This window comes from Rhizobium sp. 01T417, from assembly GCF_056398905.1.
On the sequence record NZ_JBFTQH010000002.1, the window covers coordinates 47,586 to 70,170 of the forward strand.

The following is a 22,585-nucleotide window of genomic DNA, read 5'->3' on the forward strand; positions in this document are numbered from 1 at the left end:
TTGATCACCTATGAACGAGATATTCACCGGTGTCATTATGGCTTTTTGCCGAAGCGGTACGCTGCTTCAGAAAATTTCGCCTAGATCGGGACCCGCAGGCACGATGCTTGTGGGGTTGAGGCTTTCGATCGAGTAGTAGCCGCGCTTTATATGGTCGAAGTTGACGGTCTCGACGACACCGGGCCAATCGAGCATTCGCCGGCAGAAGCGGCGAAGATTCTTGTAATCCGAGAGACGGCGCAAATTGCATTTGAACAGGCCGTGATAGGCGATATCGAAGCGCACGAGCGTGACAAAAAGACGAACGTCACTTTCAGTCGGATGGTCTGCAAACAGGAAGGGCCGATCGCCAAGCTCTGTTTCCACCCAGTCGAGGCACTTGAATACACCGGCAAACGCTTCCTCGTAGGCAAGCTGCGTTGTGGCAAAGCCCGCGCGGTAGACGCCATTGTTGAGGCTCGGATAGATCCGTTCGTTGAAGGCGTCGATCTCGGTGCGACGCGCTGCCGGATAAAGGTCGATGGGATTGCGAGCAAGATCGCCGAAACCTTCGTTCATCATCCGCAGGATATCAGCCGACTCGTTGTTGACGATCGTCTGCAACTGCTTATCCCAAAGCACGGGCACGGTTGCGCGGCCGGTAAAGTCGCGTGCCGCACTCGTATAGATCTCGTGCATATACGTTGCGCCGTGAATGTGATCCTGCGTGGCGCCCGGATAGTCGCCGAACCGCCAGCCCTGCTTCGTCAATACCGGCTCGACGACTGAAACCGAGATGGCCGATTCCAACCCTTTCAGCTTTCGACCGATCAGCGTCCGCGATGCCCAAGGGCAGATATAGGCCACGTAAAGATGATAGCGTCCTGCCTCGGCCTTGAAGCCGCCCTCTCCCGAAGGGCCCACGGCGCCGTCCGGGGTGACCCAATTGCGGAAGCTGGAGATCTGACGGACAAAGCCGCCCCTCTCGTCCTTCGCCTGAACCGGCTGCCAATCTTCCGTCCATTTTCCGTTTACGAGCAAGGCGTTTTTCCTCTGACGCTGATTTTGGGGGAACTTAGCGCGCCTTTACGCGCGTGGGAGGCCACTATTGTTGAAACAGACTGTGCACCACCGGAGATGGCGGAGTTGCTTGCCAAACGCATCGGATGGGGCCTAAGGAAGGCAGGAAGGAGCTTGATATGCCTGTTTCGACCTCGACTGTCGCCACCGAACACGCCAGCAAGTATCTCCAACAGCTCTGCAAACACTGGAGCCACAAGTTTACCGTGGAATTCACGGCGAAAAGCGGGCGTGTACCCTTCAGTGATACCGCCGAAGTCACGTTTTCAGCCGATCACGCGGCGCTTTATATGAGATTGTCGGCCGCTGACCCGGCCCAGATAGAGCGATACGAGAATGTCGTTGCCGACCACCTGAAGCGATTTGCTTTCCGCGAAGAACTCCACATCACCTGGAATGCCTGAACAGCACTTGGAAGAGCCATGACAAAGAGCAATAGCCGTGAATCCCAATATTCGATCGACCCCTTGTTTCTCGAGCGCTGGTCACCGCGTGCTTTCACCGGCGAAGTGATCGATGAATCGGAGCTCCTGACGATACTGGACGCCGCGCATTGGGCACCGTCGTCCGCGAACCAGCAGCCGTGGCGCTTTATCTATGCGCTCAAAGGTTCTGAGGACTGGGACAAGTTCGTTGGTCTCCTCGTCGAGTCAAATCAAGAGTGGGCAAAGAACGCCTCGGCGCTGATCTACGTCGTCTCAAGAGGCTTCAGCGGCGACTTCTCTGAAGGCAGGAAAAGCTACACACACTCGTTCGACGCTGGCACTGCTTGGGGTTATCTCGCGCTTCAGGCCCGGCTTTCGGGTTTCTACGCTCACGGGATGGGCGGCATCAAGCACGAAGAGATCCAGCAAACTTTTGCTATTCCCGAGGGTTACCGGGTGGAGGCGGGGGTCGCGTTGGGACGTCTTGCCGATAAGAGCGTCCTTTCGGAGCGGAACCAGGAGCGGGAAGTTCCGAGCCAGCGCAAGCCTCTTTCAGAGGTCGCCTTCCGCGGCAAGTTTATCGCCAACTAGTTCTCACGCAAAAGCCCCGCGTCGATGCGCGGGGCTTTTTTATGCGGCCTCTAGGCGGAAACGAGCTCCGCTCGCTAGATATCGAGGTTTGCAACGTTCAGCGCGTTGTCCTGGATGAACTCCCTGCGAGGTTCGACTTCGTCACCCATCAGGCGTGCGAACAAGCCGTCAGCGTCCGTTGCATCGGCAACCTTCACCTGCAGCAGCGAACGAACGTTCGGATCGAGCGTGGTCTCCCAGAGCTGCTCGGCATTCATCTCACCGAGGCCTTTGTAACGCTGCATCGTCAGACCCTTGCGGCCGCTCGCAAAAATCGCGTCCAGCAGTGCCCGTGGTCCGGAAATCTCGACATCACCGTCGCGTCGGGAGAGTGACGGAGGCGCCTGATAGATGTCCTTCAAGCGAGCCGACAGCTGATCGAGAAGCCGCGCGTCCTGCGAGCCGATCAACGCCATGTCGAGAACGACAACTTCCTTCACGCCGCGCACCATACGCTCAAGTTTGATGCCGCCTTCGCTCGTGAGGCCCCCTTCCCAACCGCGCTCTGTCTCTTCGGCAATCAGGTCAAGACGTCTGGCGACTTCACCGGCGAGCTGTTCAGCTCTCGAGCGGTCGCTAACGGCTTCAGCATTGAGAGCACCAGCAATTGCTGCCTGTTCGACGGCAGCGCGATTGTAGCGCGAGTGCAGATTGTCAAGGAGCGCGCGGAGGCGCAACGCATCGCTAATCACCTCGCCAAGATCCTGGCCGGTCCTCACTTCGCCGCTGCCGAGTTTTAAGGCAGCATCTTCGAGACCCTGGCCGACTAGGTAGTCCTCAAGGGCCTTCTCGTTCTTCACGTACTGGATCGATTTGCCGCGCGAGACCTTATAAAGCGGCGGCTGGGCGATGTAGAGATGGCCACGCTCGATCAGTTCCGGCATCTGGCGGAAGAAGAAGGTCAACAGCAGCGTACGAATGTGGGCGCCGTCGACATCAGCGTCCGTCATGATGATGATCTTGTGGTAGCGCAGCTTTTCGGCATTGAACTCGTCCTTGCCGATGCCTGTGCCGAGCGCGGTAATCAGTGTACCGATTTCCTGGCTGGACAGCATCTTGTCGAAGCGAGCACGCTCGACGTTGAGGATCTTGCCACGCAGCGGCAGGATCGCCTGGTTCTCGCGCGAACGCCCCTGCTTGGCCGATCCACCCGCCGAATCGCCCTCGACAAGAAAGACTTCGGATTTGGCCGGATCGCGCTCCGAGCAATCGGCGAGCTTGCCGGGCAGAGAGGCAATGTCGAGAGCGCCCTTACGACGCGTCAACTCACGCGCCTTACGGGCCGCTTCGCGCGCCGCGGCGGCTTCGACCACCTTGCCGACCAGAACCTTAGCTTCCGTCGGATGCTCTTCCAGCCACGTGCTCAGCGCTTCGCTGACGAGGTTCTCGACAACGGGGCGAACTTCCGAGGAAACCAGCTTGTCCTTGGTCTGCGACGAAAACTTCGGATCCGGCACCTTGACGGAAAGAACGGCGGTCAGGCCTTCGCGGCAATCGTCACCGGTCAGCGTCACCTTTTCCTTCTTCGTGATGCCCGACGTATCGGCGTAGGAGGTGATCTGGCGGGTCAACGCGGCGCGGAAGCCGGCCATGTGCGTGCCGCCATCGCGCTGCGGAATGTTATTGGTGAAGCACAGGACGTTCTCGTGGTAGCTGTCGTTCCACCACATTGCGACTTCGACCGTAATCCCATCCTTCTCGCCACGGATTGCCACCGGCTTGTCGACAAGCGGCTTCTTGGCGCGGTCGAGATAGGAAACGAAGGCCTCCAGGCCGCCGTCGTAGAGCATCTCTTCCTGCTTGATGTCCGAATGACGCTTGTCGCTCAGAAGGATGCGAACGCCCGAATTCAGGAAGGCGAGCTCGCGAAGACGATGCTCCAACGTGGCGTAGTCGAATTCGGTCATCGTGAAGGTTTCAGTGCTCGGCATGAAGCTGACTTCGGTGCCGGTTTCATCACCAGCGTCGCCAATCACCTTCAACGGCGCATCGGCTACGCCGTGCGTGAAACTCATTTCATGAATCTTGCCTTGACGGCGGATCTTCAGCCTCAGCCAGACGGAGAGCGCGTTGACGACAGAAACACCAACGCCGTGCAGACCACCGGAAACCTTGTAGGAGTTCTGGTCGAACTTACCGCCGGCGTGCAGCTGGGTCATGATGACCTCGGCTGCCGACACGCCTTCGCCGGTATGAATGTCCGTCGGGATGCCGCGGCCGTTGTCGGTAACGGTGACCGACCCATCGGGATTGAGCGTCACGGTCACGATATCGGCGTGGCCTGCGAGCGCTTCATCGATCGCGTTGTCGACGACTTCATAAACCATGTGATGAAGACCCGAGCCATCATCGGTGTCACCGATATACATACCCGGGCGCTTACGCACTGCATCAAGGCCCTTCAGAACCTTGATCGAGTCTGCGCCATATTCGGTACTAACGCCGTTTTCCGTCGTGGGTATATCGGTCATACTTTTCGAGAATTTCCCTGTTGTCGGGGCTGAAGTGAGACTTGCGAATCACCTGCCTTATACATGCCAGAATATAGGGTTTTTGATCCAAGTTCCCAATGCCAGCGCGCTTAAACTGGCCATAAATCAGGGGATTATGACCGTTTTCCGTCCGCTTTTCCGCCGTTTTTAAGAATGCTTGTCAGTTGGCCAAGCGTTGTTTGGTCGAGATCGCGAATGCGACCCGCCAGGAGGTTCGCAAAAGCGGTATGTTCGGCCGATAAACCCGATGTATCGACGACCACGCGAGGGTCCGAAGAACGGGCCAAAAGGAAGAGTTCTTCGGCCTCATCCCAGATGATGTTGAAGTAGCCGGCGATCCGCTGGAGCAGATCGAAGGTCGGCAAGCCGCGCCTTCCATGTTCGAGGGCCGACAGATAGGCCGGGGACACATTGAGGGCTGCCGCCATCTGCTTCTGCGAGACACCCTTGCGCTCTCGCAGCTTGCGGACGGCCTCACCGAACGGCGTCACGATCTCTCTCCATGCCGGCGCGACAGCCGGATATACAGGGCGCCTTCGCCTCCGTGATGGTGGGCTGCTGTTTCATAGGACGAGATGAAATACCGAAACTCCGGCTTCGAGAACCACATCGGGACGGCGCGTTTCAGGGCGCCTTCGCTGCCAAGCGAACTGCCCTTACCGGTGATCACAAGCACATGCCTCATCCCTCGTTCATGAGCTCGCATGAGGAACTCGAGCAGCAATATATGCGCTTCGCTCTGGACCAGCCCATGCAGGTCGATCCGGGCTTCCAATGGCACGCGGCCCTTGGCGATCTTGCGCTTGACCGGCCTTTCGAGCGGGTGATGGATACCCGAGCGTGTTTTTGGAGCGACCGGCGTAGCAGGCCCGGAGTCGCTCTCGGACGGTCGTTTCGCGGCGGCGGCCGTTTGCTGTTCAACCTCCACCTCTGTCAGAAAGGCATCGAGCTCGGCTAGCTGATCCTTCTTGCCGGGCATTGGACGCGTGCTCCGTGCCACCTTGCCCCAGAGTATCCTTTCATCCGTGTTGAGCTTCCGGTCTCGAGCCATCAGGCGAACCTCGCGGCGGCGGCATTCGGAAGCAGAATGACGAAGTCGGCGTCGTGGCGCACTGTTCCAGCGAGCTCTCCTGCATCAGCCCCTGACCCGGTGAAAATATCACCCCTCGCCGGACCGACGATGGCAGAGCCCGTGTCGAGAGCCAGCATCACTCGCGCGAACGGCTTGTCGCCATCGAGATGGACAAGATTCTCGGACCGAATGAAAAACGGGAAGCCAAAAGTATGGATGAGCCGATCGACGGCGAGCGAACGGCCGGCAATCAGCGGCACTTTTGCTGCGGCCACGGGCCCGGCGTTCAGATCTGCGCTCGGGACTTCGCGGAAGAAAATGTAGGAGCGATTGTGCCACAGGACCTCATCCACCTGCCGAGGATGGTCGCCGAGCCAGCGCCGAATAGTCTGCATCGAAATCTCGGATCGTTCGATTTCCCCGCGCTCGATGAGTAGCTTGCCGATCGCCGAGAAAGGATGTCCCGCCTTTGCCGCATAGGTGATGCGTCCAACCCTGCCATGAGGATAGCGCAAACGCGCCGCACCTTGAACATGGACGAAGAAGACGTCGACCTTCGACTTTGCCCAGGCAATCTCCAATCCCCTGCCCGCCAGGAAGCCTTCATCGATTGCCCGCCGATCCGGGTAGGCTTCAATGCCATCGGAGGTCAGCCGGCCGAAAGCGTAGCTGTCCGGCAGACCCACAGGGCGATTACCCTCATCAAGGTCGATCAGGTCTTCGGGGCGGCGATAGAAGGGAAAGCGATACTCATCATCCGGCACGGCCGAGACCATAATCTCAGGCTCGTAGAAAGCGGTGACGAAGCCCGGATTGCCGTCGATGCGACGAATTCTGAAGGGTCGACAGTGGGATTGGAAGAAGGTTCGGGCATCGGCTGCCGACGAGATATTCTCGCTGCGCGCTGCTTCAAGCAACGGTAGAAGGTCCTGAGCCGTCAGGCCGAGCGAGCCCGTCCGATACGGCTTGATGTCAATGACCTGCCGCCGGCATGCTTCCATCGCTTCAAAAAGGCTGGAAGGATCATCATCCTTCCAGCCTTGCAGATCGTCAAAGCTTATTGCTTGAAGGGCAAAGCCCGGAGTGTCTTCACTCATGTTCCGATTCGGTGGCCACGAGTTTCCAGTTGGGATCGCGGGAGCGGGTATCGCGCGCAAACGTCCAGAGATCATTGACCTCGGCAACGTTCTCCGCGTCGCCATCGATGAGCTTATCGACCTTGTCGTAAGTGGCGGAAATCAACTGGCTGACGATACGAACGGTAATCTGCACCTCCGTGCCCTTAATCTCGGTGCTGGCGATTTCCGCCTTGTCGATGCCGACGAAGGTCGATTTCACCTTCTCGCCTTTGGACTCGCGCTCGGTAATGGCTGCGTCGAAGCCGTCATAGACTTCACGCGACAGCAGGTTCTTCAGCGTCTTACGATCGCCGTCCGCAAACGCCATCACGATCATCTCATAAGCCATGCGGGCGCCATTGACGAATTCCTTCGGATTGAAGGAAGCGTCTGCCTTGTTGATTTCGCGCAGCGATTCATTGAGTGAGGTGCCGGCTGGTGCGAAAGCATCGATTGCCGCAAAGCGATCGTCTTCCTCAGTCGCTGCGTCACGGCGCGGCAGGGTCACCACTTTCCCGGCATCAGGAGAATCAGGTCCAACGGCATCCCGCGGCGTATAAAGATCGCGCGGGGGTTTCTCATTGCCCGTACGGCGGCCGAGGACGCTGCGCAGCTGCAAAAAAATCAGCACCGCCGCCACAAGAAAAAACAATGTGATGAAGTCGTTTGAACCCATATCCCGCCGCTGCCGCTGTTAACATCCCTGATTTGTACTCCCATATAGTCCGCCTATACAGATGATTCAAATAGGGTCGACAACGCGACCCTCCAACGGAGTCCGGCTCAGCCGGAATAAAACGATGCCCTTGAAGATCCTGCCTGGTTTTCTGCTGCTGCTTCCGCTCGCCGAGATTGCCGGTTTCGTGCTTGTCGGAAAGGCGATCGGGCTTTGGCCGACGCTGGCGCTTGTCATATTGAGCTTCATGGTGGGCATGGGCCTGCTCAGGCGCCAGGGCATCGGGATTCTCCGCCGTATGTCTGCGGAGGGGCGAAACGGCATGGTGCCGGGGCGCGAGCTGCTTCGACCGGCGATGTTCGTGATCGCTTCCCTGTTGCTGATGATCCCCGGCTTCATCACCGACATCGTGGCTTTGTTGATCTTCATTCCGGCTGTGCGCGATCTTGCCTGGCAATATATCAGCCGCCGTTTCGTCGTCGTCGGCTCAACGAGCGGCTTCGACACGTCGAGCCGCCCCAAGGACTCCAAGATCGTCGACCTCGACGACGAGGATTATCGACGCGAACCCAACGACAACTCTCCCTGGTCAGGGAAGCATCTCGGCAAGTGAGGAACCGTCCCCGCCGGCCGACTGGCCCAGGGTTGTAACACTATGCCCGAAATGATAGAGCGGCACCATCCAATGCCCTCGAGGAAAAGCCAATGGCCGACGAAAACAGCAATAACGGTGCAACGAGCCCGAGCCTTACCATCCTTGCGCAGTACACCAAGGATCTCTCTTTCGAAAATCCGGGTGCTCCGCGTTCGCTGCAGGCGCGTGACAAGGCTCCGGCCATCAATATCAATGTCAACGTCAACGCCAATCCGCTCTCCGATACGGATTTCGATGTCGTTCTGTCTCTGAACGCCGAAGCCAAGGATGGCGACAAAACGGTATTCCATACCGAACTCGTCTATGGCGGCGTCTTCCGGATTGCCGGGTTCCCGCAGGAGCACATGCTGCCGGTTCTCTTCATCGAGTGCCCGCGCATGCTGTTCCCGTTCGCACGTCAGATCATTGCCGACGTCACGCGCAATGGCGGCTTCCCGCCCCTGATGATCGATCCGATCGATTTCTCTCAGATGTTTGCGCAGCGGGTTGCCGAAGAGCAGGCCCGTGCCAAGGTACAGGCAACCACGAACTAACAGTTCGCGCATAGCACGCTGCCACAAAATGAAATGCCCGGGTCGCCCCGGGCATTTTTAGTTTGCGAGATCGTATTTTCCCCAGACGCCCTTCGCGCCGAGTTTGGCAATCAGCGCGTCATGGGCTTGCTGCTCTGCTTCGCTGAGACGTGGCGCAAGGGGCCGCGGACGCACAAGCGTCCCGATAATAATCTCCTCCACCAAGCTTTCCTGACCTGCCGAATTACTCGCGACGGTGCCGAGGCCAAGGGCGGCCTGACGACCACCGATCATCTCGATGTAGACATCGGCCAGCAGTTCGGAGTCGAGAAGCGCGCCGTGCTTCGTTCGATGCGTATTATCGATGCCATAGCGGCGGCAAAGTGCATCGAGGGAGTTGGGTCCCATCGGATGCTTGCGGCGCGCCATCGACAGCGTATCGAGCACGCGGTCGGGCAGGATCGGCGGCAAATCGAGCCTTGCGAGCTCAGCGTTTATAAAGCCCATATCGAACGTGGCGTTATGCGCGATCCACTTCGCGTCGCCAAAGAAGTCGATAATTTGCTGCGCAACATCTGCGAACGAAGGCTTGTCCTTCAAAAACTCATCGGTGATGCCGTGCACGGCAAGCGCGTCCGGGTGCACTTTCTGGTCGCCCGGATTGATGTAGATGTGGAGCGTATTCCCAGTCGGAAAATGATTGAAAAGCTCGATGCCGCCGATCTCGATAATGCGGTCCACACGGTTATCCAGGCCCGTGGTTTCCGTATCGAAAATGATTTCACGCATTCAGGAAGTCCCCGCTGGTGAGCCGCCGCTTCAGATCCGAGACGATCTCGGCGACCCGTTTTCTGGCCGTTTCGATGCTATGCGCGGTATCGATCACATAATCGGCTCTTGCGCGCTTTTCCGCATCCGGCGTCTGGCGCGCAAGAATCATATCGAATTTTTCCACTGTCATGCCTGGCCGCGCAAGTACGCGTTCGCGCTGTATCTGTGGATCACAGCTAACGACCACGATCACATCGACCCTGCTCTCGGCTCCTGTTTCGAACAACAGCGGGATATCGAGCAGCACCATCGGCGAGCCACGCTGCCGCTCGCGTTCGATGAATTCTGCTTCACGTTTCCTCACGAGCGGGTGGACGATGGCTTCAAGGCGCTTGAACCCGTCGGCACTTCCAGCCAGCTGGCGAGCCAGTTCCTGCCGATCGACGGCACCCTCTTTCATGGTTCCGGGAAAGGCAGCATGGACAAGGGGCGCCGCCTCCCCCGCATAAAGATCATGGACGACGGCATCGGAATCATTCACAGGCACCCCCGCTTCTGCGAAGAGCTTTCCCATTGTTGATTTGCCCATTCCAATCGAGCCGGTCAGTCCGATCCGCAACATCAGTGCTTGTCCATATCCTCGATAATCAGCGCGCGCAGCTTGTCATCAACCTTCGGGCGATGCCCGAACCATTTCTCAAAACCTGGAACGGCCTGATGCAACAGCATGCCGAGACCATCGACAACGGCAAATCCTTGCCGTTCGGCTTGGACAAGGAAAGGAGTCTTCAGGGGGACGTAGACGATATCCGTTACGACGGCATCGGAGAGCAGGGGCGAAAAATCGATCTCCGGCGCATCCTCGCCGTCCATGCCAAGCGAAGTCGTGTTCACGAAAAGGCCGGCGCCGTGCATGACTTCCGCCAGGGCTGCCATCGAATGCGCTTTTACGCTCGAGCCAAACCTATCCGCCAATTCCTGAGCGCGTCCGACCGTCCTGTTGACCAGATGAATTTCCTTGATGCCCCGATCGCGCAGCGCCTGAATGATGGCGCGGCTCGCACCGCCGGCACCGAGGACCACGGCCGAGTGCGCCTTGTCCCAGCCAAGATGACGCTCGTCCAGATTTGCGGTGAAGCCGCCTCCATCCGTGTTCGTCGCTTTGAGCCGGCCCCCCTCCATCCAAAGCGTATTGGATGCACCAAGCTCTTTAGAAAGCGCATCTGGATCGTCAGCGAGTTTGAACGCCATTTCCTTGTGCGGGATCGTGACGTTGCCGCCTAGGAAGCCAGCCTGGCCGCTCTTCAGCAATGCGATAAAGGCTGGAAAATCGGCTGGTGCGACTTCATGGGCGCGATACGATCCCGGTAGTCCGAGTGTCTTGAGCCAATAGCCATGGATCAGAGGCGACCGGGAGTGTTTGACAGGAAATCCCGTGACGAAAGCCCGCGGCCCAAATGTTTCACGTGAATCATCCATCAATCGCACCCAATTCTCTCAACTTTTCCAACAGAGGTAGCATCGGTAATCCCAAGATTGTAAAATAGTCCCCGTCGATCCGCGAAAACAATTGAAGCCCCTCCCCCTCGAGTTGGTAAGCGCCGACGCTCGTGAGTGCCCTCTCTCCGACGCGCTTCAAATGCCGCTGGATAAAATCCGCATCCAGCGGACGCATCGTCAGCTCAGCGTGTGAAACATGCTCCCAGACGATGTCGCCGTCGTAGGCGATCGCGATCGCACTGTTCAACCGGTGCGTCTGGCCCGACAGTATGCGAAGGTGGTTCTCCGCATCAGCCATATCCCTGGGCTTATGAAAGGTCTGCGGGCCAAGAGACATCGTTTGGTCCGAGCCGATCACTAGACAGGCCGGATACCGATCACTGACTTCTTTCGCCTTCGCCTTGGCGAGAACGAGGGCCACGGCATCCGGTGTTGCGCCTTCTCGTTCGAGCGGCGCTTCGACCGACCGCTCGTCAATATGAGCCGCATGAACCTCGAAGGTGAGGCCGGCATTTTGCATCAACATGCGACGGAACGGGCTGGAGGATGCGAGGATAAGCTTCGGTGTCATGGAGCCTCGAACAGGTTTGGTGCGGCAGCGCTTAACGCAGCTTCGGACGGAGAGCAACAATCGCCGCCGCGGTCTCTTCGATGGAGCGGCGCGTCACGTCGATGAGTGGCCAATTGTGCCGGGCGCAGAGCGACCGTGCGTATTTCAACTCCTCCGATATGGCGGCTCGGTCCGTGTATTGCCCGCGATCAAAACCGGGTGTCGCTCCGAGGATACGGTTCTCCCGGACCTGAGAGATGCGATCGGTGGTAGCGATCAGACAGACGATCAAGGGTTTGGTGGTCGCGAACAGGCTTTCCGGGAGCGGCACGCCATAGACGACGGGGATGTTGGCGGTCTTGATACCACGATTGGCGAGGTAGATGCTCGTCGGCGTTTTCGACGTCCGACTGATGCCGAGAATCACGACGTCGGCGTCATTGTAATCATCGGGCATCTGGCCGTCGTCGTGATCCATCGTGAAATTGAGCGCTTCGATGCGAGCGAAATAGCCGGCATTCATCACATGCTGGGCACCGACACGCCGGCGTGACGGTGCGCCAAGATAGATCTGAAAGGCGTCCATGACGGGCTCGAGCACGTTCACGGAAGCGACACCCATCTCCGCACAGCGCTGATCGACCAACGTCGCGAGTTCACGGTCAACGATCGTATAGAGAACGATCCCAGGCTGACTATCAATCGTCTGCAGAACCTGCAGAAGCTGCTTGCGATTTCGGACCAGCGGATAGACGTGTTCGATCGGCTGAGCGGATTTGAATTGTGCCGACGCGGCGCGCCCGGCCGAAATCAACGTTTCGCCGGTCGAGTCAGAAATCAGATGCAGATGGAAGAAGTTCGTGCGGTTCTCCACGCTATTTTCCGGGGCCTGTTGAAAAGACTGGACAACGGAGAGCTAAGAGACGCGGCACGGGTAAGGCAAGGGAAAACATGCCGCCTTTTCCACAAATGGAATTTCGTTGGAGCTGCTAAACGCGCTTTGTTGGTTCTGTGGACAGCTTCTGAAAGTTCCGCGCCTTTCCAAGGCTTTTCCACAGTTCAACGCCAAAAGGCTGCCTTTTATTTGATTGGAATCATTTGCGTTTTCTTAGTTATCCACGATATCGGCTTGATAAGCTGTTATTCGGTCCATTGGAATCGGCGATGGCGCGACAAAACGCTCCGGCCGTGGACAGATTTTAATCCTTGATAGAAACAGACTCTAAGAAATAGAAACCTTTTAAAATATCTTTGTATTTTTATAGGGAAGAAGCGCGTGGGTGAAAGCGGTCGGAAAATCATGAGAGTCTTGGACGGCGAAACGCTCAGTCCTCCTCCAATCTGGCTGATGAGACAGGCGGGACGATATCTCCCCGAGTACAGAGAAACGCGCGCGAAAGCCGGGAGTTTCCTTGACCTCTGTTATACGCCTGATCACGCAGTTGAGGTAACGCTCCAACCTATCCGCCGTTATGGCTTTGATGCAGCCATCCTCTTCTCGGATATCCTTGTGATTCCGGATGCGATGAAGCGCAACGTTCGCTTCACGGAAGGACATGGACCGGAAATGGATCCGATCGACGAAGCTGGCATCGACGGGATCGAGACAGAGCATGTCATCGCCTACCTGAAGCCGGTTCTGGAAACGGTGGAGCGCCTGCGACGGGAACTGCCTTCCGAGACGACCCTGCTCGGTTTCTGCGGCGCACCGTGGACGGTTGCGACTTATATGATCGCTGGCCATGGAACGCCTGACCAGGCTCCAGCGCGGCTATTTGCCTACAAGTATCCGAAGGCCTTCGAACGCTTGCTTGCAGTCCTGGCCGAGGTGTCGGCCGATTATTTGGTCGCGCAGATCGACGCGGGTGCCGATGCCGTGCAGATTTTCGATTCCTGGGCTGGTGTTCTCGGCGAGCGGGAATTCGAGGCTTTCGCCGTGAAGCCTGTTGCACGGATGATCGCGTCTATCAAGGCGCGGCGTCCGAACGCTCGAGTGATTGCCTTTGCCAAAGGCGCTGGGTTCCTGCTGAGAGATTACCGGCAGAAGACGAAGGCTGATGCGATCGGGCTCGACTGGTCGGTGCCTTTGGATTTTGCCGCGGAGCTGCAGAAGGACGGAGCCGTGCAAGGCAATCTTGATCCGATGCGTGTGGTCGCCGGCGGTGCGGCGCTGTCGGAGGGGATCAATGATATTCTCGACAAGCTCGGCAATGGTCCGCTGATATTCAATCTCGGTCACGGGATCACGCCACAGGCGGACCCTCGGAACGTGGCGCTGCTCGTCGAGCAGGTCCGCGGTTGGAGACGCTAGCACATGGCAAAGCAGACGGATGAGAGGCCGGGCACCTATGCGCGTCGCCGTGCCCACTTTGCGATCCTGTTTTTCGTGCTTCTCGGCCTGGGACTATTCCTCTGGAACCCGGACAATCTCTATCTCTGGATAAAGGCTCTTCATGTTATCGCGGTGATCTCGTGGATGGCTGGTCTGTTCTATATGCCTCGGCTCTTCATCTACCATACCGATGCGGAACCGGGCTCGACGCAGTCGGAGACCTTTAAGGTGATGGAGCGCCGCCTGCTCAGGGTGATCATGAACCCGGCTATGATGCTGACCTGGATCTTTGGTCTTTATCTCGCTTGGTCCGTATATGGTTTCCAGGGCGGTTGGCTGCACGCGAAGATCGGCCTGGTTGTGCTTCTGACTGCCGTTCATGTTTTTTTCTCGCGGGCGGCAAGGGCGTTCGAGCGCGATGAGAACCGCCATTCAGCGCGTTATTGGCGCTTCATGAACGAGGCGCCGACGGTTCTGATGATCGCGATTGTCATTCTCGTCGTGGTCAAGCCGTTCTGAGAAAAAGCGGGTTCGGTTAAATTTGCTTGATTTTAAGCAGCCCCCTTGCGGCGGTGAGCCTTACTCGCTATTTTCGCTCCACCTCATCCTTGTGGCATGTATGTAAAGTTCGATCGTCTGCGATCCCTTCGCAGGACCGATTACAGCCCTCGACATCGCCTCCCCCCCGAATTTAAGAGTAATGGTCACTTCATGGCTGAAATGAAGCTTCAAGAACTTAAGAGTAAGTCCCCGACGGATCTGCTGGCATTTGCCGAATCGCTCGAGGTCGAAAATGCGAGCACGATGCGCAAACAGGAATTGATGTTTGCGATCCTGAAGGTGCTTGCCAGCCAGGATGTGGAGATAATCGGCGAAGGCGTCGTTGAAGTGCTCCAGGATGGCTTTGGCTTCCTGCGCTCTGCCAACGCCAACTACCTCCCGGGCCCGGACGATATCTACATCTCACCCTCCCAGATCCGCCGCTTCTCTTTGAAGACCGGCGACACGGTAGAGGGTCCAATCCGCGGGCCTAAGGAAGGCGAACGCTACTTTGCGCTGCTCAAGGTCAACACCATCAATTTCGACGATCCCGAGAAGATCCGTCACAAGGTGCATTTCGATAACCTGACACCGCTCTATCCGAACGAACGCTTCAGGATGGAATTGGATATCCCGACCTCGAAGGATCTTTCGCCGCGCGTCATCGATCTCGTCGCGCCGCTTGGCAAGGGCCAGCGCGGACTGATCGTCGCTCCGCCGCGTACCGGTAAGACGGTTCTGCTGCAGAACATCGCGCACTCGATTACGGCGAATCATCCCGAGTGCTATCTGATTGTTCTTCTCATCGACGAACGTCCGGAAGAAGTCACGGACATGCAGCGTTCCGTTCGCGGCGAAGTCATCTCCTCGACGTTCGACGAACCCGCTGTACGCCATGTGCAGGTGGCGGAAATGGTTATCGAAAAGGCAAAGCGCCTTGTGGAGCACGGCCGTGATGTTGTGATCCTGCTGGATTCGATTACGCGCCTCGGCCGCGCATACAACACGGTTGTCCCCTCGTCCGGTAAGGTTCTCACGGGTGGCGTCGATGCGAACGCCCTGCAGCGCCCGAAGCGCTTCTTCGGCGCAGCGCGCAACATTGAAGAAGGTGGTTCGCTTACGATCATCGCGACCGCGCTTATCGATACCGGCAGCCGCATGGACGAAGTGATTTTCGAAGAGTTCAAGGGAACCGGTAACTCGGAAATCGTTCTAGACCGTAAGGTTGCCGATAAGCGTATCTTCCCGGCCATGGACATTTTGAAGTCCGGCACGCGTAAGGAAGACCTCCTCGTGCCGCGTCAGGATCTCCAGAAGATCTTCGTGCTGCGGCGCATTCTGGCTCCGATGGGAACGACCGACGCGATCGAATTCCTGATCGACAAGTTGAAACAGACGAAGAACAATCCCGACTTCTTCGATTCTATGAATACGTGATCCTTAGCCGGATTCTTTGATAAGCCGGTCACTGCTGTGGCCGGCTTTTCCATTTCTAGCGAAAACTCTCTTCAGCCTTGAACTGGAGTAGGAAAATGTCGTCGAGCAACGAAACCATCTTCGCGCTATCGAGTGGTCCTGTCCCGGCCGGCTTGGCCGTCGTTAGAATCAGTGGGGAGGAAGTGCCGGCGGTTGTCACCGCCCTCGTTGGCGACGTGCCGCCTGCGCGCCAGGCAGCATTACGATCGATTCGGACTCGTAATGGTCTTGTCATCGACACCGGCCTTATTCTGTTCTTTCCGGCACCCCATTCCTTTACCGGCGAGAATGTTGCCGAGCTGCACCTGCATGGCGGCCGCGCGGTTGTCGACGCCTTGCATCGTGAGCTCGCCCAATTCCGCAATTTGCGGGCGGCGGCACCAGGCGAATTTTCACGGCGAGCATTTGAGAACGGGAAGCTGGACTTAATCGAGGCTGAAGGCCTAGCAGATCTTATCGCTGCGGAAACGGAGATGCAGCGGCGTCTTGCTGTCGAGCAAAGCTCCGGGGGATTATCGTCAATCTACTACGGCTGGTCAGATAGGCTGACGCGTGCACGCGCGCTGATCGAGGCTGAACTGGACTTTCCCGACGAAGAAGATGTTCCGGGTTCGGTCTCAGATCAGGTTTGGGCGGATGTGGCGAGCCTGGTCAACGAATTGAAGAACCATCTGGAGCAACTCGAAGCCGGAGAGATCATCCGCGATGGGTTCAAGGTCGTCATAGCGGGCAGGCCGAATGCCGGCAAATCGAGCCTTATGAACGCTCTGGCGATGCGCGATGTTGCGATCGTCACTGACATTGCTGGCACGACACGGGATGTGCTCCACGTCGATCTTAGCATGGATGGCTATCTTGTCAGGCTCTACGACACTGCCGGTCTGCGCGAGACGGATGAGATCGTGGAGCGCGAGGGCATTCGACGGGCCGAGAAGATCATCGCAGAGGCCGACCTGGTGATCTTCATCGAGGACGTGTCGATTGAAAGCGGAGCAGAGGAACTGGCCGACGATGCCGTTCTGGTGGGGACGAAATCCGATTTGCCGCGTCAAAGCGCTCGAGCGTATGATCTATTGATCTCGACCACGCATGCGACTGGTCTCGATGCACTCCGAGCCTTGATCGTTGAGCGCCTAAAAACAAAAGTCCACCCCCAGTCCATGGCGATCCCGAGCCGCGCACGCCACAAGGAAACGCTGACACAGGCATTGGCTGCGCTGCGAACGTCCCTTCACGACTCCCATCGCGGTCTGGATCTACGGGCCGAGGACCTGCGTGTCGCGAGTGACGCCCTGGGACGAGTGACTGGGCGTGTGGATGTCGAGAATTTGCTTGATGTCATCTTCGGTGAATTCTGCATCGGAAAATGATTCACGTGAAACATCGGAATCATGCCCTGTCGTCTGGTTTCACGTGAAACGCCTTGACTCCCTGGGCGACATCGCTCATCACCTGACGATCTCAGGAGCTTAAATAATGGATACCTCACGGTTCGATGTCATCGTCATCGGAGGCGGGCATGCTGGATGCGAAGCCGCTGCCGCCGCCGCGCGCCTTGGCGCGAACACGGCGCTGGTGACTCATCGTCGCGATACCATCGGGATCATGTCTTGCAATCCGGCGATTGGAGGACTTGGCAAAGGACACCTGGTCCGAGAGATCGATGCCATGGACGGTCTGATGGGCCGCGTTGCTGATGCGGCCGGTATTCAGTTCCGGATGCTGAATCGAAAGAAGGGGCCGGCTGTTCGCGGCCCGCGTAGCCAAGCGGATCGGAAGCTCTATCGGCAGGCTATGCTTGCGGAGATCGAGAGCATTGAGAATCTCACTGTGGTCGAGGGCGACGCGTTCGATCTATCCATTAAAGACGGTCGGATCGCCGCGGTTGTCATGAAAGATAGCCGGATTCTCAAGTGCGCATCAGTTGTGTTGACAACGGGGACCTTCCTGCGTGGACTCATTCACATCGGCGACCAAAAGATACCCGCAGGTCGCGTTGGTGAACAGCCATCGGTGGGGCTTTCTCAAACGCTCTTAAATTTGGGCGTTCGTCTCGGGCGGCTGAAGACCGGAACGCCGGCGCGGCTGGATGGGACGACGATCGATTGGGAGAGTGTCGGCCAACAGGGAGCGGACGAGGATCCTGTCCCCTTCTCTTTCATGACAGATCATATCTTGAACCCACAAATCACCTGTGGCGTTACGCGTACGACGGAGGCGACCCATCGCATCATCGTCGAGAATTTGAAGCGTTCGGCCATGTATTCGGGGCAGATTGAAGGCGTCGGACCGCGCTATTGCCCGTCGATCGAGGATAAGCTGGTTAAGTTTGGCGAACGTGACGGACACCAAGTCTTTCTTGAGCCGGAAGGCCTGGATGACAGCACAGTCTATCCCAACGGTATCTCGACATCCCTCCCCGCCGAGATCCAGGATGCGTTCATTCATACCATTCCTGGTCTCGAACGGGTCCGCATTGTGCAGCCGGGTTATGCGATTGAGTACGATCATGTCGATCCGCGCGAGTTGAAACCATCGCTCGAAGTGAAGAAGATGCCAGGCCTGTTTTTGGCTGGGCAGATCAATGGAACGACGGGATACGAGGAGGCTGGAGCTCAAGGCCTCGTCGCTGGCATCAATGCTGCGCGCCTGGCTGGCGGTCAGGACGAGGTTCGTTTCAGCAGAACCGATTCCTATATCGGTGTGATGGTGGATGACCTGACCTCGCGCGGCGTTGCTGAACCATACCGTATGTTCACATCCCGGGCCGAATACCGCTTATCGTTGAGGGCTGACAATGCGGATGTCCGGCTGACGCCGTTGGCAATACAGATCGGCGCAGTCTCGGCTGGTCGCCGGGACCGTTTTGAAGCCTATGGCGAGGCGCTGGATGCGGGGCGCGCTCAGCTGACATCACTTTCCGTGACGCCAAGCGAAGCGGGGCGATTCGGTCTAAAGCTGAACCAGGATGGGCAACGGCGGTCGGCTTATGAGCTTCTGTCCTACCCGGATATTAGCCTGCCGGCTCTTGCGCCGATCTGGCCTGAACTAAATGGGCTGAATGGCCGCGTGGCTGAAGCGCTGGAAATAGAAGCGAGCTACGCGGTTTACATGGAACGGCAGTCAGCTGATATCGCGCACGTGAAGCGAGATGAAGACCGCGTGATACCGTCTGACTTCGATTTCGATCTGCTGTCCGGGCTGTCCAACGAACTGAAGCAGAAGTTGCGTAATATCCGACCCTACAACGTTGCACAGGCAACAAAGATCGATGGGATGACGCCCGCTGCGATTTCGCTGTTGCTCGTGCGCCTGCGTCGCGGCGCGGCGGATGTGGCGGCATCTGCTTAACGTTGTCCTATTGCAATCTGCGAGAGTCCTACCATGCAACTGAACGGCCGACGTGTTTCACGTGAAACACAGGAGCGTCTCGAACACTTTGTGGCCCTCTTTCAAAAGTGGGCGAAGTCGATCAACCTGACTGCGCCGTCAACGCTTGCCGATGCCTGGAGCCGGCACATTGCAGATTCGGTGCAAATCTTCCAGCTCCAGCCTCTTCCTCGCACGTGGATCGACCTAGGCAGCGGGGGTGGCTTTCCGGGCATTGTGACGGCCATCATGCTGGCGGAGCTCGATGATGGATGGGTCCATCTCGTGGAGAGCAACCATAAGAAGGCGGCCTTTCTGCGCACGGCGCTCCGGGAAACCGCCGGTAGAGGCTCTATTCACGCTGTGCGAATAGAAGACGCACCTGCAATCGTAGAGAATTGCGACTTTGTTTCCGCTCGGGCCCTCGCCGACCTAGGGAAGTTGCTGGGTTTTATTGAACCGTGGTCGAAACGGAATGCAAGTCTCCGAGCTTATTTTCACAAAGGCCGGGATTACCGGAGCGAGATCGAGAAAGCGCATGGTGACTGGAGATTCGATCTGTTAGAACATAAGAGCGCTGTCGAGCAGGATTCTGTCGTTTTGGAAATCTTCAATCTCCAGCGTGTGGCTTAACAGATCGGGCTTTGGCTATGGCTGGCGAACGAAATCGTATAATCACCATTGCAAATCAGAAAGGTGGCGTCGGCAAGACCACGACTGCCATCAACTTGGCAACAGCTTTGGCGGCGATCGGCGAGCGGGTCTTGATCGTCGATCTCGACCCGCAGGGTAACGCCAGCACCGGCTTGGGGATCGATCGTAAACATCGCCGGCTATCTTCCTATGATCTTTTGCTTGGTGACTATGGCATCGAAGAGGTGTCGCAGGAGACCGCTGTTCCAAACCTGTACATCGTGCCGTCCACGATGGACTTGCTCGGCATTGAGATGGAGATTGCAAGCCAAAGCGATCGCGTTTTCAAGCTCAAGAAAGCCCTCGCCAAAGAGGAGGCTTTCCGCTTCTCCTACATCCTTGTTGACTGCCCTCCCTCTTTCAATCTGCTCACGATGAATGCAATGGCGGCGGCCCATTCCGTGCTTGTGCCTCTTCAATGTGAATTCTTTGCGTTGGAAGGGCTCAGCCAACTCCTGGAGACAGTCGATCAGGTTCGACGTACCGTAAACCCCCGCCTCGATATCCAGGGGATAGTGCTGACGATGTTCGATTCCCGCAACAATCTGGCGCAACAGGTTGTTAACGATGTTCGCACGCATCTAGGGGAGAAGGTCTACCACACATTGATTCCTCGAAATGTTCGCGTGTCTGAGGCACCCTCCTATGGCAAGCCAGCAATTCTGTACGACCTGAAGTGCGCCGGCAGTCAGGCATATCTCCAGCTGGCGTCGGAAGTTATTCAGCGCGAACGGCAGCGTCTCGCGGCGTGATTTGAAAGAGAATGGCGAGTTTAGATATGAGCGATGACATCTCGAAAAGAAGGCTCGGCCGTGGCCTGGCCGCATTGATTGGTGAGATGGACCAACCGATGCCCGTTGATGCGGCCAAGCCAGGGGTCAGCGCCGATCGGATGGTCCCGATCGAGTTCGTCACTCGCAATCCGCGCAATCCTCGACGGTTTTTCGACGACGGCGAATTGCATGAGCTCGCGGGCTCGATCCGGCAGCACGGTATCGTGCAGCCCATTGTGGTTCGCACATTGGCCGCCAGCCAGTTCGAGATTATAGCCGGCGAGAGACGGTGGCGCGCGGCACAGCTTGCAGGCCTCGTTGAGATCCCGGTGATCGTGCGCGATGTCGATGACAAAACCGCTCTTGAGATTGCAATCGTAGAGAACGTTCAGCGCTCCGACCTCAATCCGCTGGAAGAGGCCCTCGGCTACGAGCAGTTGATGGCGGAGTATGGCTATACCCAGAACGATCTCGGCGAAATTATCGGCAAGAGCCGCAGTCACGTGGCGAATTCGCTGCGTCTCTTGAAACTGCCAGAGCCCGTTCGGGACCTTTTGGCCGCGGGAAGCCTCTCGGCCGGTCATGCCCGCGCCTTGGTGCCGACTTCCGATCCGACCGCCCTCGCCCGCACGATCGTTTCGAAAGGCATGTCGGTCCGTGACGCGGAGCGTTTGGCGCAGAATGATATCAAGGCTCAGTCGGAGCCGAAGATCCCGGGGCATCAGAAGGATCAGAAGGATTCAGATACGCTCGCCCTGGAACGGACCTTGTCGGATACGCTCGGCCTGGACGTGACGATCAATCACAAGGCAGGCGGCGGCCAGATCAGAATTTCCTATAAGTCGTTGGAACAATTGGAAGAAATCTGCCGGCTGCTCGAGCGCCGCTAAATGGAATCGCTATCGGCGCGCCGATTGCAGTGTCGTCGATAGCAGGGTCTGTAGGGCGATGCTGTCTTCCAACGACGCCCGTTTGCGCGTCTGCAAGATTGCCGCCTGCAGACGGTTTGCTTCTCGTGCCACCGCTTCAGCGGACCAGGTACGCAATGCCTGCTCGATAATCGGCTTGCGTCGGAAATGCAGATGACGACCAAGCGTCTGCATGACCTGAGCGGCCGGCAATCGCTTCTCCTCCATCTCCGTCTTCATGGCGTCCAGCAACTGAAACTGCTTCAGACAGGCCTGGATCACGAGAAACACCGCTGTCTTCGACGATATGATCTTTTGCATTGCATGCAGGAAGCTGCTTGGATTTCCGCTAAGGACGGCATCGACGGCGTCGTCCACCGAGATGGCGCTGGCGTCGCCTATTATTTCCGTAACGTGGTGCTCTTCGATGGTCGATTTTCCCCGACAATAGAGCGCCAGCTTTCGCAGTTCGTTGCGAGAGGCAATCCGATCCCCCCCTATCAACTCCAGCAGGGCCTGGCGTGCATCGGGCGTGATGCCCAGGCCAGCGCTTGAAAGTTCGCTATCTATAAGGCCGTTGAGGGCGCGGGCATCGTCGGCATAGCAGGGTATCGCCATGACAGTGCGTGCTGTCTCGGCGGCTTTCCGCAGCAGCGAGCCCTTCTTGAGGTCACCGCCCTCGATAAGAACGAATGTGCCGTCCGGCATGTTCGCTGAAAGAACCTGGAGGGAGTCGACAAGATATTTCTCGTTGGCTGCACCACGGATCCAGATGAGCTTGTCACCTCCGAAAAGGCCAATTGCTCCCGCCTCGTCCAAGAGGCGACCTTGATCGCGCTGTAGGTCGCCGATATCGAGCTTGATCAGCGAAAACGGATCATCCAATGCCACGCCCGTCCTGCCGGCCAGCGAGGTGGCGCGCTCCGAAACAAGACCGCGATCCGGCCCATAAATCACAAAGAGCCGGTAGTTGCGGGCGGATCGCTCAAGAAAGCCTTCAAACTCGTGCGATTTGATTTCCGCCATGCATCCGC

24 protein-coding genes are annotated in these 22,585 nt (G+C 57.6%); 12 read left to right on the plus strand and 12 right to left on the minus strand.

Translation table 11 applies throughout. From position 1 onward, the window contains the following. Positions 1–66 precede the first annotated feature (66 nt). Positions 67–1,020, minus strand: coding sequence for a glutathione S-transferase family protein (locus AC1DPR_RS02435; RefSeq protein WP_113469652.1), 954 nt, complete (start codon positions 1,018–1,020; stop codon positions 67–69). Between the two features lie 158 nt (positions 1,021–1,178). On the opposite strand from AC1DPR_RS02435, the gene AC1DPR_RS02440 reads away from it, so the two are divergent. Together AC1DPR_RS02440 and AC1DPR_RS02445 are read left to right on the plus strand one after the other, a co-directional pair. After that, complete coding sequence (locus AC1DPR_RS02440) at positions 1,179–1,463, plus strand: DUF2218 domain-containing protein (protein ID WP_026372082.1); 285 nt, start codon at positions 1,179–1,181, stop codon at positions 1,461–1,463. Between the two features lie 18 nt (positions 1,464–1,481). After that, on the plus strand, positions 1,482–2,075 hold the full coding sequence (locus tag AC1DPR_RS02445; RefSeq protein WP_062373739.1) for a nitroreductase family protein: 594 nt from the start codon (positions 1,482–1,484) through the stop codon (positions 2,073–2,075). 74 nt (positions 2,076–2,149) lie between these two features. On the opposite strand, the gene gyrB is transcribed toward AC1DPR_RS02445, so the two are convergent. The 5 genes from gyrB to AC1DPR_RS02470 form a co-directional block, all read right to left on the minus strand. After that, positions 2,150–4,585 (minus strand): DNA topoisomerase (ATP-hydrolyzing) subunit B, encoded by a 2,436-nt coding sequence (gene gyrB / locus AC1DPR_RS02450; protein WP_018858961.1) that lies wholly within the window; start codon positions 4,583–4,585, stop codon positions 2,150–2,152. Between the two features lie 134 nt (positions 4,586–4,719). Then, positions 4,720–5,097: a helix-turn-helix domain-containing protein gene (locus tag AC1DPR_RS02455; RefSeq protein WP_018858960.1), complete on the minus strand. Its 378-nt coding sequence runs from the start codon at positions 5,095–5,097 to the stop codon at positions 4,720–4,722. Further along, positions 5,094–5,657 carry a Smr/MutS family protein gene (locus tag AC1DPR_RS02460; protein ID WP_113469653.1) on the minus strand — a complete coding sequence of 188 codons (564 nt, stop codon included), beginning with the start codon at positions 5,655–5,657 and terminating at the stop codon, positions 5,094–5,096. Before AC1DPR_RS02460 ends, AC1DPR_RS02455 begins: the two co-directional genes overlap by 4 nt. Next, complete coding sequence (mltA, locus tag AC1DPR_RS02465; protein ID WP_113469654.1) at positions 5,657–6,775, minus strand: murein transglycosylase A; 1,119 nt, start codon at positions 6,773–6,775, stop codon at positions 5,657–5,659. The genes AC1DPR_RS02460 and mltA overlap by 1 nt, the downstream gene beginning before the upstream one ends. Beyond that, positions 6,768–7,472 (minus strand): Tim44/TimA family putative adaptor protein, encoded by a 705-nt coding sequence (locus AC1DPR_RS02470; protein ID WP_018858957.1) that lies wholly within the window; start codon positions 7,470–7,472, stop codon positions 6,768–6,770. Before AC1DPR_RS02470 ends, mltA begins: the two co-directional genes overlap by 8 nt. Before the next feature lie 124 nt (positions 7,473–7,596). On the opposite strand from AC1DPR_RS02470, the gene AC1DPR_RS02475 reads away from it, so the two are divergent. Continuing rightward, on the plus strand, positions 7,597–8,085 hold the full coding sequence (locus tag AC1DPR_RS02475; protein WP_018116317.1) for an FxsA family protein: 489 nt from the start codon (positions 7,597–7,599) through the stop codon (positions 8,083–8,085). Positions 8,086–8,177: 92 nt separating this feature from the next. Further along, the gene (gene secB / locus AC1DPR_RS02480) at positions 8,178–8,660 is read left to right on the plus strand and encodes a protein-export chaperone SecB (protein ID WP_016556856.1); all 483 of its coding nucleotides are present in this window, start codon (positions 8,178–8,180) and stop codon (positions 8,658–8,660) included. Positions 8,661–8,717: 57 nt separating this feature from the next. Here secB and dnaQ read toward each other — a convergent pair whose 3' ends face one another. The 5 genes from dnaQ to AC1DPR_RS02505 are packed head-to-tail and all read right to left on the minus strand — an operon-like array spanning position 8,718 to position 12,334. Further along, a complete protein-coding gene (dnaQ, locus tag AC1DPR_RS02485) occupies positions 8,718–9,428 on the minus strand; it encodes a DNA polymerase III subunit epsilon (protein WP_018858955.1) in 711 nt (236 codons plus the stop codon). Further along, positions 9,421–10,032 carry a dephospho-CoA kinase gene (coaE, locus tag AC1DPR_RS02490; RefSeq protein ID WP_477815715.1) on the minus strand — a complete coding sequence of 204 codons (612 nt, stop codon included), beginning with the start codon at positions 10,030–10,032 and terminating at the stop codon, positions 9,421–9,423. The genes dnaQ and coaE overlap by 8 nt, the downstream gene beginning before the upstream one ends. Beyond that, the gene (locus AC1DPR_RS02495; protein WP_018116314.1) at positions 10,032–10,889 is read right to left on the minus strand and encodes a shikimate dehydrogenase; all 858 of its coding nucleotides are present in this window, start codon (positions 10,887–10,889) and stop codon (positions 10,032–10,034) included. The genes coaE and AC1DPR_RS02495 overlap by 1 nt, the downstream gene beginning before the upstream one ends. Then, positions 10,882–11,481, minus strand: a complete 600-nt coding sequence (locus AC1DPR_RS02500; protein ID WP_113469656.1) for a Maf-like protein — start codon at positions 11,479–11,481, stop codon at positions 10,882–10,884. The genes AC1DPR_RS02495 and AC1DPR_RS02500 overlap by 8 nt, the downstream gene beginning before the upstream one ends. A gap of 31 nt (positions 11,482–11,512) precedes the next feature. Continuing rightward, positions 11,513–12,334 carry a pyruvate, water dikinase regulatory protein gene (locus tag AC1DPR_RS02505; RefSeq protein WP_025657938.1) on the minus strand — a complete coding sequence of 274 codons (822 nt, stop codon included), beginning with the start codon at positions 12,332–12,334 and terminating at the stop codon, positions 11,513–11,515. A 426-nt stretch (positions 12,335–12,760) separates the two neighbouring features. Here AC1DPR_RS02505 and hemE point away from each other — a divergent pair, with 426 nt between their 5' ends. The 8 genes from hemE (at position 12,761) to AC1DPR_RS02545 (ending at position 21,533) form a co-directional block, all read left to right on the plus strand. Next, positions 12,761–13,771 carry a uroporphyrinogen decarboxylase gene (hemE, locus tag AC1DPR_RS02510; RefSeq protein ID WP_018858951.1) on the plus strand — a complete coding sequence of 337 codons (1,011 nt, stop codon included), beginning with the start codon at positions 12,761–12,763 and terminating at the stop codon, positions 13,769–13,771. A gap of 3 nt (positions 13,772–13,774) precedes the next feature. Beyond that, a complete protein-coding gene (gene hemJ / locus AC1DPR_RS02515; RefSeq protein WP_018858950.1) occupies positions 13,775–14,311 on the plus strand; it encodes a protoporphyrinogen oxidase HemJ in 537 nt (178 codons plus the stop codon). 192 nt (positions 14,312–14,503) lie between these two features. Next, positions 14,504–15,769, plus strand: a complete 1,266-nt coding sequence (gene rho / locus AC1DPR_RS02520) for a transcription termination factor Rho (protein WP_018858949.1) — start codon at positions 14,504–14,506, stop codon at positions 15,767–15,769. 95 nt (positions 15,770–15,864) lie between these two features. Beyond that, positions 15,865–17,178 (plus strand): tRNA uridine-5-carboxymethylaminomethyl(34) synthesis GTPase MnmE, encoded by a 1,314-nt coding sequence (gene mnmE / locus AC1DPR_RS02525; protein WP_113469657.1) that lies wholly within the window; start codon positions 15,865–15,867, stop codon positions 17,176–17,178. 106 nt (positions 17,179–17,284) lie between these two features. Continuing rightward, positions 17,285–19,159: a tRNA uridine-5-carboxymethylaminomethyl(34) synthesis enzyme MnmG gene (mnmG, locus tag AC1DPR_RS02530; RefSeq protein ID WP_477815716.1), complete on the plus strand. Its 1,875-nt coding sequence runs from the start codon at positions 17,285–17,287 to the stop codon at positions 19,157–19,159. Positions 19,160–19,192: 33 nt separating this feature from the next. Further along, positions 19,193–19,810: a 16S rRNA (guanine(527)-N(7))-methyltransferase RsmG gene (gene rsmG / locus AC1DPR_RS02535; protein ID WP_018858946.1), complete on the plus strand. Its 618-nt coding sequence runs from the start codon at positions 19,193–19,195 to the stop codon at positions 19,808–19,810. Between the two features lie 17 nt (positions 19,811–19,827). Further along, positions 19,828–20,622 carry a ParA family protein gene (locus AC1DPR_RS02540; protein WP_018858945.1) on the plus strand — a complete coding sequence of 265 codons (795 nt, stop codon included), beginning with the start codon at positions 19,828–19,830 and terminating at the stop codon, positions 20,620–20,622. 26 nt (positions 20,623–20,648) lie between these two features. Continuing rightward, a complete protein-coding gene (locus AC1DPR_RS02545) occupies positions 20,649–21,533 on the plus strand; it encodes a ParB/RepB/Spo0J family partition protein (protein ID WP_018858944.1) in 885 nt (294 codons plus the stop codon). A 9-nt stretch (positions 21,534–21,542) separates the two neighbouring features. On the opposite strand, the gene holA is transcribed toward AC1DPR_RS02545, so the two are convergent. Next, entirely contained in the window at positions 21,543–22,577 is a 1,035-nt protein-coding gene (gene holA, locus AC1DPR_RS02550) for a DNA polymerase III subunit delta (RefSeq protein WP_018858943.1), read from the minus strand. Between the last annotated feature and the right edge of the window lie 8 nt (positions 22,578–22,585).